The organism is Corynebacterium sp. c7Ub_26 (assembly GCF_053760365.1).
In genome coordinates this window covers 36,157-48,550 of sequence record NZ_JBSNBL010000004.1, presented here as the reverse complement: position 1 = coordinate 48,550, position 12,394 = coordinate 36,157, and the positions used below count along the sequence as shown (strand labels likewise).

Genomic DNA, 12,394 nt, shown 5'->3' with positions numbered 1-12,394 from the left:
GAGAATCTCCGTCGGCCGTGTCCTAGGCGGGTGGCACAATGATGTCTATGCCCATCCAGTCTTCATCCCACGCTGTATCTGGTGACCATTTATCCGCGGACGGTAGCGACGCGGCCCTGCCCGGCCTTTTGACCATGACCATCGACCGCGACGCGTTGGCACACAATGCGCAGGTCGTGGCGCGAAACGCGCAACTGGCGAATCCGGCTCACCCGGCGGAGTTGATGGCTGTGGTGAAGGCGAATGGGTACAACCACGGGGCGGTGGAAGCTGCGAGGGTGTTCTTGGCTAATGGTGCCACTCAGCTGGGTGTCGCGACGATTACCGAGGCGGTGGAGCTTCGCCAGGCCGGGACTTCAGCACCCATTCTGGCCTGGATCTGGAACGCCGACGACCGCGTCTCTGTCGCAACAGCCCTGGATTATGGGATTGACCTGGGCGTTCCGACGCTGGCGCACATCAGAGCCCTTGTCGACGAAGCGACCGAGCGCAAGCGATCCCAAGAGGACTGGGAATTTGCCCCTCCCCGCGTGACAGTGATGGTGGATTCGGGCCTGAGCCGTTCGGGGATCTCTCCTGACCAATGGGATAAGGCGTTGAAGGAACTGAGCGCAGCAAGTAGTGATTCCATCATCGACGTCACCGGCGCATTTACCCACCTGGCCAGCGCGGATGCCGCGGATAACCCGTCGAATAATCGCCAAAAGGCTCAGTTTGATGCCGCGATTGAAGAGCTGCAGGCGGCCGGAATTCCCGTTCGCATTAACCACATGTGTAATTCACCAGCCTCGGTGAACAGGCCGGACATGTTTTACCAGATGGTGCGGCCGGGTGTTGCGCTGTATGGGATGGATCCGTTGGAGGAACCAGCGGATCGTTCTTCGTCCACGGGTTCTTCGTTGGTCTCGCAATTGAAGCCGGCTATGACTTTATCTGCGCCGATCGTCGCCAAGCGGTTGGTCAAGGCTGGGGAATCGGTGAGTTATGGCGGGACGTGGACAGCGGACGTCGATACGGTGACGGGCGTTGTTCCCGCTGGTTATGCGGACGGAATTCCACGGGCGCTGTCCGGCCGTATGGAAGTCGCGATCAACGGCCGTCGGTATCCGCAAATCGGACGCGTGTGCATGGACCAGATTGTTGTGGCCTTGGGCCCGGCGGGCTCAGAGCAGGCCAGCGCAGTTCACCAGGGCGATGAGGCAATTATTTTTGGTCCACCCGGCGAGTGCATCGGGTCAGATGGCAAGCCTGCCTCATTGCCGACGGCCACGGAATTGGCCAAAACCCTCGGCACCATTCATTACGAGATCCTGACCAGCCCGCATACCCGCGTCCATCGACGGTATGTTGGCCGCGGTCTTGTCGACGGCCGGGTTCGTGTCCGCAATGCGGAGGCGACGCAAACCCTGGCTGAATCGATTGCTCACGCTTTGCGGCCGGGCGACGTCGTCGTGTTGGACGGGCCACTTGGTGCGGGGAAAACCACGTTTACGCAGGGGCTAGCCAGAGGTTTGCATGTATCAGGCCGTGTAACGTCGCCGACGTTTACCATCGCCCGCGAACATCCCGGCCCGGTGCCGCTCATCCACGTTGATGCGTATCGCTTGCTGGGCGATACCACGACGGATCCGATCGGCGCCCTCGATTCGCTGGATTTGGATACGCGCATTCCCGATAGCATCGTCGTTGCGGAATGGGCCGCGGACATGGCCGATGCGTTGGAGCAGGATTATCTGTTGATCCGCCTTGAGCGCGCGACGGGTGGCAGCGAAAAGTCCGCTGGCAACGACGCATCCGCTGGCGACACGCCCGCTCCCGCAGATCCCGTCGATTTCGATGAGGACGAACCACGAGTCATTTCGTGGACGTGGGTCCAGCGGTAATCTATCCATCATGCTCGTGCTGGTTATTGATACTGCGACACCGTATGTCACCGCTGGGCTTGTCGACGTCACCACGCGGGACACGATCCGCGCGCGGTCTAACAGGAGTGTTCGGGATTCCCGCGCGCACAATGAGGTGTTGACGCCCTTCATTATGGAGTGCTGCGACGAAGTTGGGGTTACTCCGAGCGACCTCGACGCGGTTGTTGTGGGTGTAGGGCCCGGGCCCTACACGGGTTTGCGTGTCGGCATGGCCACTGCTGCGGCGTTCGGGGACGCGTTAGATATCCCCGTCATCGGTGTGTGCTCGCTGGATGGTCTGGCGTGGAATGCCATCGCGGATGCCCCACGGCATGAGGGTGAGACGATTATCGTTGCGACGGATGCCCGCCGTCGAGAGGTTTATTGGGCTACGTACCGCATCTCCGACGGACACCCCGTGCGCGTCACGGAACCCGAGGTCACGCGCCCAACGGATGTCGATGTGTCCGAAGCTGCGGACGTTCCTGCACCGCAGCCGAGTCTCGCGGTGGTGTCCGATTCCGTGGCCGACACTCTCCTGTCCAGCGTGACCAGCGTTAACCAGTCGGTGGACGCGCAACCGGACATCGTGAACTTCGTTCGCGCAGCCCTTGACCACCCCATGAACCTCGGCCGCGCGAAGAACGTCGACGATTCTGCCGACTCCACCCAGGATGAGAGCGACCACAACGTGCTCTTCCCGCGACAGTCAGATCTCCAACCCCTCCGCCCTCTTTATTTACGACGGCCCGACGCCGTGCCACCGAAAGCAAAGCCGGTGAGCCCCGCCATCAGCGAGGAAGCGATTACTCGCGCGCGTCAGCTCCGTGAACAGATGACGGCAGACCGCGATGAGTGACGGCCAGCACGCTAGTGCTCCGCTCGATAATCTCCCTGACGGAATGACTCTCGTCCAGCTAGACGCCACCGCCGCCGCTGCCTGTGCGGAACTAGAAGCAGGAATTTTCCCGGACGACTCGCCATGGCCCTACGAAGGGTTCCTCGCGGAGCTCCGCGATCCGAGGTCGGTGTACATTGGCCTTGTCACGTCAGCAGCTTCCCGCGCCGGGCACAGCGATGGAAAAGAGGAAGGCTCGCGTCGTAAAACTCAAGGATCGCCTGACGCGATGACCCTCGTCGGCTATGCCGGACTAGGAGTCCTGGGCCCAGACGATGACCCAGAGTTTGAAGTCCGAACCATCGGGCTAGATCCCGCATGGCGTGGCCACGGCCTGGGACGAGTGCTGTTAGAGACAATCCTCTATGTTGCCGATAACGCGCCCGGCCCGGTGTTCCTCGAAGTGCGCACCGACAATAAGCCAGCCATCGGGTTGTACGAGTCAGAAGGCTTCACAGTGTTAGGTACTCGAAAGAACTATTACCAGCCGTCGGGCGCAGATGCGTTCACCATGAAAAGAGAACCCAGACCGGACTAGCCCCACACAAGCCCTCCCACCACGTGTTTTCAGTCATCCCGGCCAGGTGTCTACTCTTGTCACCATGCGCGCAATCGTGATGGGTGTGGAGAGTTCATGTGACGAAACCGCCGTGGGCATTGTCGAAGTCACCACGCACGACGACGCCGACCCCACCGTGACCGTCCTGGCCAACCGCGTCGCCAGTTCGATGGAACAGCACGCCCGGTTCGGTGGCGTCGTCCCGGAGGTCGCCTCCCGCGCCCACTTGGAGGCCATGGGGCCGGTCATGCGGGCAGCCCTCGCCGACCTGAAAACCGCGCGTCCCGACGTCGACAAGCCAGATTATGTGGCCGCGACGGTTGGTCCAGGTTTGGCCGGTGCGCTCCTCGTCGGTTCATCGGCGGCGAAGGCGTACGCCGCTGCCTGGGGTGTTCCGTTCTATGGGGTGAACCACCTGGCCGGGCACATCGCGGTGGGGGCGCTGGCCGACGCGGATCTGGACCTCGACCACGCCATCGCGCTCCTCGTATCCGGCGGTCACACTCAGATTCTGAAGGTCAACGGTCTGGGCAAACCCATGCAGGAATTGGGATCAACCTTGGACGACGCTGCCGGTGAGGCCTATGACAAAGTGTCGCGACTCCTGGGGTTGGGGTACCCGGGTGGCCCGATTATCGACAAGCTGGCTGCCGAGGGAAACCCGAAGGCCATTCGTTTCCCGCGCGGGGTGATGCGCCCGCAGGATCTCCGCGGCCCGCACCGGTACGATTTTTCGTTCTCTGGCCTAAAGACCTCCGTCGCCCGTTATATTGAGGCCGCCGAGCGGAACCACCAGACGGTCTCGTTGCCCGATGTGTGCGCATCGTTCCAAGCAGCAGTGGCGGACGTGCTGACCAAGAAGGCGTTATTGGCTTGTACCGATACAGAAGCGACGACGCTCCTGCTCGGCGGTGGAGTCGCGGCGAACTCTGGTTTGCGTCGCCTTGCCACCGCGCGGTGCCAGAGCGCGGGTATAAACCTATGTGTCCCAGAGATGAAGTTGTGCACGGACAACGGCCTCATGATTGCGGCGGCCGCAGCCTATTCCATAGCACGCGGAGTGGCACCCTCGGGGCTCGGCGCTGCCACAAATCCAGGTCTTGACGTCGTTATTCCCGTTGTATAAGTAGTCGTATGAGCACCTGCATGAGCATGCATTAATGCTCGTCTGAGCGCCCCCAAAAGTCCTCGCATAAGCGCTCGTACATAGGCCTGCACGAGCGTGTTTGGATATTTAGCACTCCCGATGGTTGAGAGCTGGCACTCACACGGGTAGAGTGCCAATCAGGTTGTGAATCACAGTTGTTCACCCGCGACGACGGCTGTGGAAAAACCTGTCAAGAGCACAATTTTCCATTCACTTTCCATTCACTGGAGGAAGTAATCGTGGCTAAGGTCAACATCAAGCCTCTTGAGGATAAGCTCCTCGTTCAGATCGTCGAAGCTGAGACCACCACCGCATCCGGACTGGTCATTCCGGATACTGCTAAAGAAAAGCCGCAGGAAGCTACCGTCGTCGCTGTTGGGCCCGGCCGTACCGATGAAAACGGCGACCGCGTGCCCATGGACGTTGCCGAGGGCGACGTTGTCATCTTCTCCAAGTACGGCGGAACTGAGATTAAGTATGCTGGCGAGGAATACTTGATTCTCTCGCAGCGCGATGTTCTCGCTGTCGTCGAAAAGTAATCGTTCAGGAGAGGTAGAGGCACAGTATGTCGAAGCTTATTGCATTCGACGAGGAAGCCCGACGTGGCCTGCAATCAGGCGTTGACACTCTTGCCGACGCCGTCAAAGTCACCCTTGGCCCTCGTGGTCGTAATGTGGTACTTGACAAGGCCTTCGGTAGCCCCCTCGTCACGAACGACGGTGTGACCATCGCCCGCGATATCGACGTTGAGGATCCTTTCGAGAACCTCGGCGCCCAGCTGGTGAAGTCCGTCGCCGTCAAAACTAACGATATCGCCGGTGATGGCACCACAACAGCAACGTTGCTGGCTCAGGCTCTTGTCGACGCCGGCCTGCGCAACGTCGCCGCTGGCGCCAACCCGCTCGCGCTCAACGTTGGTATCAAGGCCGCTGCGGAGAAAGCCGTTGAGCTGCTCCGCGCCCGCGCTACTGAGGTATCCAGCACCGACGAGATCGCCAACGTCGGTACGGTGTCCTCCCGTGACGCTGAAATCGGCGCGATGGTTGCGTCGGCTATGGAAAAGGTCGGCAAGGACGGCGTTGTGTCCGTTGAGGAATCGCAGTCGCTCAACGATGAGTTGGCTGTCACTGAAGGTGTGTCCTTCGATAAGGGTTACTTGTCGCCGTACTTCGTCACCGACACGGAGACCGGGGAAGCTGTTCTGAACGACGCCCTGGTTCTGCTGGTTCGTGAGAAGATCTCGTCACTGCCGGAATTCCTCCCCGTGTTGGAGAAAATCGCCAAGTCCGGCAAGCAGGTCTTGATCGTTGCTGAGGATGTTGAGGGCGAACCGCTCTCGATGCTGGTTGTGAACTCGATCCGCAAGAGCCTGAACGTGTGCGCCGTGAAGTCGCCATACTTCGGCGACCGCCGCAAGGCTTTCATGGATGACCTTGCTGTGGTCACCGGTGCAACTGTCATCGATAAGGAAGTTGGGCTCAGCCTGAGCGAGGCCGACGAGTCCTACTTCGGCTCCGCACGTCGCATCACCGTGACCAAGGATGAGACCATCATTGTCGATGGTGGCGGCACCAAGGAAGATCTTCAGTCCCGACGTGACCTGCTCCGTCGCCAGATTGATGAGACGGATTCGACGTGGGATCGCGAGAAGTTGGAAGAGCGCTTGGCTAAGCTCTCCGGCGGTGTGGCCGTGGTGAAGGCCGGCGGTGCTACGGAGACTGAGGTTTCGGAGCGCAAGCTGCGCATCGAGGACGCGATCAACTCGGCCCGTGCTGCTGCGCAAGAAGGCGTTGTTGCTGGTGGCGGCTCCGTGTTGGTTCAGATTTCTCGGGAGCTCGAGGAGTTTGCCGATCAGTTCGAGGGCGACGAGAAAGTCGGCGTGAAGGCCATGGCTGACGCGTTGACCAAGCCCGCGTTCTGGATTGCTCACAACGCTGGTCTTGATGGCGCTGTTGTGGTTAACCGGATCAAGGATCTGCCGAACGGTGAAGGCCTCAATGCTGACACCTTGGAGTACGGCAACCTGATCGAGCAGGGGATTATTGACCCTGTGAAGGTCACCCACTCCGCTGTGGATAATGCGACATCGGTGGCTCGGATGGTTCTGACCACCGAGACCGCTGTGGTGGATAAGCCAGAGGAAGAAAAGCCTGAGGCAGAAGGTCATCACCACCACCACTAAAGGTGGCGACGAGCATGCGTGAGGTCGGTGCCGAGCGTGTGGGCCGGGCGTGGTCGCTAGGTGCGTGCGCGCGGAAACGCGATCGCGTGAAGTACCAATCTCTGCGTGCTAAATAAGAGCTAAAACGACGGGGCTCACTCTTAACGGAGTGGGCCCGTTTTGTTATTCGTAATTAAGGGTTTTACGCCAAAGTGTGTCCGCGTGCCGGAAAACTGTGGGGGTGTATCAGGGCCAGTTCAAACTGCGGGGGAATATGGGCGAAAAATGGCCGAAAATTGACCATATACCCCCGCACTTTTATTTTTGGGCGCATATCCTCTCGCACTTTTGGGCTCCAGGTGTAGTTTCCCCGCAGGTCTCCGTCTACTGGATCCTTGTTCCGTGCCGCGGTGCTTCGGTATGGGACCACGCGGATATATGTCCGCCGGGCATATATTTTTCGTCTTTGCCTAGATCACGGACCAGAAATCACCGGACTCGGATACACTTTCTGTCGTATTCCCCGTTATTAAGGGCGAACAACCTGCATATCGCGCAGGTGCCGGTAGAACGTCACACGAGTCAGCGCTCGTGGGTGAGCGACACCATCGCGATACACCATAAATGGCTCCCCACCAGCTTGAACGGCGCGTCCAGTCAGCACTGAGCTATCAACAGCACCGGCTTCAGGACCACGGTGGAAGAACCGCCCCAAAAACCCAAGTCGCCCATGGGGCGAGTCGGATCGTGTGGATTTCGTTCGGTCACCGCTGTAGGCTGACGGCCCAGTCATGGCAACGGCAGCAATTCCCGGCGCATCCAGGGTGGATACCAACCGTGTGCCATAAAAATCGCTCCCCTCAGGAGCTCCGACGGTGGTGTCGTCGATAATGATTTCGCCGACAAACGGCGAGCCATCCGTTGAACAAACTTCGGCGGCGCCCAGAGTTACCCTGCCGGAATCATCGCGGATAAGGGGCACTGGACGAACCGATCCCGACAAAGCTATTGACCAGGGTTTATCGGCCACACCCCAGCTTGTCGCAATCACCGACTTCGCTTCGACGCTCGATTCGCCCGGTGAAGCATAGGCTTTCGATAAAACGCCACCCCCGGCCAGAACAGGGACGTAAGCGAGCTCCATCCACGTCGCGTCGATACGCATTAATCGCGTGGCCACAGCATCAAGGTCGGCATCAGTACCGACGACGACCAGTCGAACGGCGTCGATGGGGGTGCGGGGATCCGGCCCGGGTGCCCCAAGATGGTCAACATCGGGCTGAGCGGCGATTTCGTCGAGACCCGGCGTCGGATCGTGCGGAAGGTAGCGTGCCACCAGCTCGTCGATAAAGTGCAGATCCTTACGACCCGGGCAGGTGGGAACGGTGTGCACCGGCAGGGGGAGGTCCTGGGGAAGCGGTGCGTCACCGCAACGGATGATGTGAATGGGCATGGGGTACGGTGATCCTTCGACAATGAACGCTGCAAAAACCGTTGGTGGCGGGATGTCGTCGAACCCAAAACACAAAGAGTCCGGCAAGTCTATGCCACTCACCAGCGGTGTACGGTGTCACGACCCATCGTAGCTGCGCGGGTTTTCACCGTCGGTGCGCGGGGTTTTGCCTATTTACCTAGCTGTTTGGCCCTTCTGCACGCGCGCGCACTCTTACCCGTTACACTTGACGTGGTTTGTGCCCCGATTGGCACTCCGACGTTAGGCTTGTGGTCCCGGCTCGTCGGCAATCCAGGGGACCGTGGGAGTTTTCGTGACTGCTGCTGCGATCGTTGTCGTGGGTGCTCAGTGGGGCGATGAAGGCAAAGGTAAAGCTACCGACATTTTGGGCGGCAAAGTTGATTATGTCGTCAAGCCCAATGGCGGTAACAACGCTGGTCACACGGTTGTTGTGTGTGGCGAGAAGTACGAACTCAAGCTGCTCCCCGCGGGAGTGCTGTCCCCGAACGCCACTCCGGTGCTGGGTAATGGCGTGGTAATCAATCTGGAGGCACTGTTCTCTGAGATTGACGGCCTCGAGGCTCGCGGTGCCGACGCGTCGCGGCTGCGTATTTCGGCAAACGCGCACCTCGTTGCCCCTTATCACCAGACTCTTGACCGCGTCGGTGAGCGGTTCTTGGGTAAGCGAGCCATCGGCACGACGGGCCGTGGTATCGGACCTACTTACTCCGACAAGGTTGCCCGCGTGGGGATTCGCGCGCAGGATGTTCTCGATCCGTCGATCCTCCGTCAAAAGATCGAGTCTGCCTTGGACTTTAAAAACCAGGTGCTGGTGAAGATCTACAACCGGAAAGCGATTGATCCGGACGAGGTCTTCGATTACTTCATGTCGTACGCCGACCGCCTGAAGCCGATGCTGATCGACACGGCGACGGTGCTGAACAAGGGCCTTGATGAGGGCAAATCTGTCCTCATGGAGGGTGGCCAGGCCACGATGCTCGACGTTGACCACGGCACCTATCCGTTCGTGACCAGCTCGAATCCGACGGCCGGTGGTGCATCGGTGGGGTCTGGCATCGGCCCCGCACGGATCACGTCGGTTCTGGGTATTTCGAAGGCCTACACGACGCGCGTCGGTGCGGGTCCCTTCCCCACGGAACTTTTCGACAAATGGGGCGACTACCTGCGCGATACGGGCCACGAGTTCGGCGTGAACACGGGCCGCCCGCGTCGGTGCGGGTGGTATGACTCGGTCGTCGCGCGGTATGCAGCTCGCGTCAACGGCTTCACCGATCTGTTCATCACCAAGTTGGATGTCCTGGGCGGCATTGGTGAGATCCCGATCTGCGTTGGTTACGACGTCGATGGCGTGCGCCACGATGAGATGCCCCTGACACAATCCGACTTCCACCACGCCGTCCCGATCTACGAGACCATGCCCGCGTGGGAAGAGGACATCAGCGGTGCGCGGTCAGTCTCCGATTTGCCGCAGAAGGCCCAGGATTACTTGGAGCGGCTGGAAGAGTTGTCTGGTTGCCGAATCTCCTACATCGGTGTTGGCCCCGGTCGCGACGAAACCATCGTTATTAACGACGTTCTCAACCCCGAGAATTAAAGCGGGGAATGCTCTGAGCTGTGGCGCGGTGATGTGCTGCGTGGAGTGATAGGCGCTCGTGGAACATGATGTTCTGCGGGCGTTTTTTCTTATGCACGGAGTAGGCGTGTTTTCGTGCTCTAGTTTTCCTGCTCGCCGGGTCCGGCGCGTGGCGTATGTGCGGGGGATAGTGACGTACGCGAACCGGCTCATAATTATGAGACAGCCCACAAAACACACCTTTTAGGGGTTGATAAACGACCAAAACGTGCGTTTATCAGAAGTAAAGCCAATCTTTTTTCTGCGCGTGGAGTCCGAACCTCACTAGTCTCGCACGTAGAGATAGATCATATTCCCCCTATGAATGTGATCGAAAGCATAGAGGAAGTTCGTCATGTGGAGCGATGGAAGCTGCCTGCTTCACGACGTCATCACGTGGTGATCCATGTGGCAGTGGCTAGTGCTACGACGCGGTGTCCTGACCCGTCCAGATAGGACATCACGGAGCAGGGCCAATGCATAGCAGCGTCGTCACACGTCGGCACGAAAGATCGGCGACAAGCACGACCTCCCCGCACACGACCGTCGTGACAAGTCAATATCGAGCGATACGTGGCCTGGCATGAGGAATCATGCCAGCCGGCCAAGAGGAGGGCGTTATGAAAAGATCGACCGCAGAGTGGATCTATAACAAGATGAACGACATCCGCAACTTTGAGGATCGAGTTCACGGACTTTTCGCAAAAGGGGAAATCCCTGGCTTCGTTCACCTTTATGCAGGTGAGGAAGCTGTTGCGGTGGGTGTGTGCGCACACCTGACGGAGGAAGATTCCATCACCTCGACGCACCGTGGACACGGGCACTGCGTCGCCAAGGGGTGTGACCTGAACCGCATGATGGCCGAGATCTTCGGCCGCAAAGATGGCCTATGCGGCGGCAAAGGCGGATCGATGCACATCGCCGACATCGACACCGGCATGCTCGGCGCGAACGGCATGGTCGGTGGTGGGTTCGCGCTCGCCACCGGCGCGGCCCTACGGAACCAATATTTGGGTACCGACGCGGTCGCCGTGTGCTTCTTCGGTGACGGGGCATCGAACGAAGGCGTGTTCCACGAGGCCTTGAATATGGCCGGAATTTGGAAACTCCCGGTGGTCTTCGTCTGTGAAAACAACATGTTTGGCGAGGCCACCCCGCAGAATTACGCCTGCGCCAGCGAAACGATCGCCCAGCGGGCGGCCGCCTACGACATGCCCGGCAAAGTCATCGACGGCAAGAACGTCATCGAGGTCTACGACGAGGTCGGCGACGCTATCAAGCGTGCCCGCAAGGGAGAAGGCCCCAGCCTCATCGAATGCCGCACCTACCGCAAGTACGGCCACTTTGAAGGCGATGAGCAAGCGTATAAAGCCACGGAAGGTGCTGAGAAGGAGTTCGCCGATCTGGATCCGATCCCGCGCTTCCGTGACGACGCGATTGAGAAGGGGTGGCTCTGCAAGAAAAAGGCCGACGAGATTGAAAAGGCCAGCGAAAAGCGTATCGACGATGCGATCGAATTCGCAGAGAAGAGCCCCATTCCTGACCCTGAAGACCTGTTAAGCAACGTCTTCGCCTAACTCACTAGAGCCGATTAACTAAGAGAGGAGTACATAGTCATGGCACGTGAAATTAGCTTCATGAAGGCCATTAATGAAGCGCTCGCCCAGGCAATGCGCGCAGACGATCGTGTGATGCTGTTAGGCGAAGACCTTGCAGGTGGTCACGGTGTAGAACATTTGAATGGTGATGGTGCGTGGGGTGGCGTGATGGGCGTCACCAAAGGGCTCATCGAGGAGTTCGGCGAAAAGCGCGTCAAGGACACGCCTATCTCAGAGATGGGATATATGGGCATCGCGGTCGGCGCGGCGGCCACAGGGCTTCGCCCCGTCCCCGAGCTCATGTTCAATGACTTCCTAGGTTTCTGCTTCGACACGCTGCTCGGGCAGGCGTCGAAAATGCGGTACATGTTCGGCGGTAAAGCGAAGTTGCCGCTGACGGTCCGCACGATGCATGGTGCGGGCGCCTCCGCCGCGGCCCAGCACTCGGGTTCGTACTACGGCCTGCTGGGCGCTATCCCCGGTATCAAGGTCGTTGTCCCGTCGACGCCGTACAACGCCAAAGGGCTGCTGTCGAGTATCGAGGAAGACAACGTTGTGGTGTTTTCCGAGGACAAGACGCTATATGCGCAGAAAGGCGAGGTTCCGGAGGACTACTACACGATCCCGCTGGGCAAGGCCGACGTTGTTCGCGAAGGCGAGGACCTCACCATCGTCACCATCGGGAAGATGTTGTACCAGGGCATCGAGGTCGCCGACCAGCTGGCGTCGTCGGGAATAAGTGTTGAGCTTATCGACCTGCTGACGGTGGCCCCGTGGGATCAAGAAACTGTGCTGGAATCCGTCCGGAAGACCGGGCGGTTGATTGTCGTCGATGAGGCGAACCCGCATAACAACACGGCAACTGACATCGCCGCGGTCGTGTCCGACGAGGCCTACGACTATTTGGACGGCCCCGTCAAGAGGGTGACCGCGCCCAATACTCCGGTGCCGTTTGCCTCCAATTTGGAACAGCTCTATATCCCCGATGCTGCGCGCATCATGGAGGAAGCCGACGAGCTGATCTTCGACCTCAAGAAGTAA

10 protein-coding genes are annotated in these 12,394 nt (G+C 59.5%); 9 read left to right on the top strand and 1 reads right to left on the bottom strand.

Annotated features, from left to right (window positions below; all coding sequences use genetic code 11):
- The first annotated feature begins 47 nt into the window (after positions 1-47).
- The 6 genes from alr to groL all read left to right on the top strand — a co-directional run bounded on the left by alr (position 48) and on the right by groL (position 6,690).
- Positions 48-1,883 (top strand): alanine racemase, encoded by a 1,836-nt coding sequence (alr, locus tag ACWORE_RS07630; protein WP_455303407.1) that lies wholly within the window; start codon positions 48-50, stop codon positions 1,881-1,883.
- Positions 1,884-1,893: 10 nt separating this feature from the next.
- On the top strand, positions 1,894-2,763 hold the full coding sequence (tsaB, locus tag ACWORE_RS07625) for a tRNA (adenosine(37)-N6)-threonylcarbamoyltransferase complex dimerization subunit type 1 TsaB (RefSeq protein WP_455303405.1): 870 nt from the start codon (positions 1,894-1,896) through the stop codon (positions 2,761-2,763).
- 43 nt (positions 2,764-2,806) lie between these two features.
- Positions 2,807-3,340 (top strand): GNAT family N-acetyltransferase, encoded by a 534-nt coding sequence (locus ACWORE_RS07620; RefSeq protein WP_455303565.1) that lies wholly within the window; start codon positions 2,807-2,809, stop codon positions 3,338-3,340.
- Positions 3,341-3,404: 64 nt separating this feature from the next.
- Positions 3,405-4,487, top strand: a complete 1,083-nt coding sequence (tsaD, locus tag ACWORE_RS07615; RefSeq protein WP_455303404.1) for a tRNA (adenosine(37)-N6)-threonylcarbamoyltransferase complex transferase subunit TsaD — start codon at positions 3,405-3,407, stop codon at positions 4,485-4,487.
- Between the two features lie 260 nt (positions 4,488-4,747).
- The gene (gene groES / locus ACWORE_RS07610; protein ID WP_406605057.1) at positions 4,748-5,047 is read left to right on the top strand and encodes a co-chaperone GroES; all 300 of its coding nucleotides are present in this window, start codon (positions 4,748-4,750) and stop codon (positions 5,045-5,047) included.
- A 26-nt stretch (positions 5,048-5,073) separates the two neighbouring features.
- A complete protein-coding gene (gene groL / locus ACWORE_RS07605) occupies positions 5,074-6,690 on the top strand; it encodes a chaperonin GroEL (protein ID WP_455303402.1) in 1,617 nt (538 codons plus the stop codon).
- A gap of 508 nt (positions 6,691-7,198) precedes the next feature.
- Here the strand turns inward: groL and ACWORE_RS07600 are convergent.
- On the bottom strand, positions 7,199-8,122 hold the full coding sequence (locus tag ACWORE_RS07600) for a hypothetical protein (RefSeq protein WP_455303400.1): 924 nt from the start codon (positions 8,120-8,122) through the stop codon (positions 7,199-7,201).
- Between the two features lie 313 nt (positions 8,123-8,435).
- On the opposite strand from ACWORE_RS07600, the gene ACWORE_RS07595 reads away from it, so the two are divergent.
- From ACWORE_RS07595 to ACWORE_RS07585, 3 genes are all read left to right on the top strand, one after another.
- Positions 8,436-9,737: an adenylosuccinate synthase gene (locus ACWORE_RS07595; protein ID WP_406605054.1), complete on the top strand. Its 1,302-nt coding sequence runs from the start codon at positions 8,436-8,438 to the stop codon at positions 9,735-9,737.
- Between the two features lie 638 nt (positions 9,738-10,375).
- On the top strand, positions 10,376-11,332 hold the full coding sequence (locus tag ACWORE_RS07590) for a thiamine pyrophosphate-dependent dehydrogenase E1 component subunit alpha (protein ID WP_455303398.1): 957 nt from the start codon (positions 10,376-10,378) through the stop codon (positions 11,330-11,332).
- Positions 11,333-11,371: 39 nt separating this feature from the next.
- Complete coding sequence (locus ACWORE_RS07585; RefSeq protein WP_455303396.1) at positions 11,372-12,394, top strand: alpha-ketoacid dehydrogenase subunit beta; 1,023 nt, start codon at positions 11,372-11,374, stop codon at positions 12,392-12,394.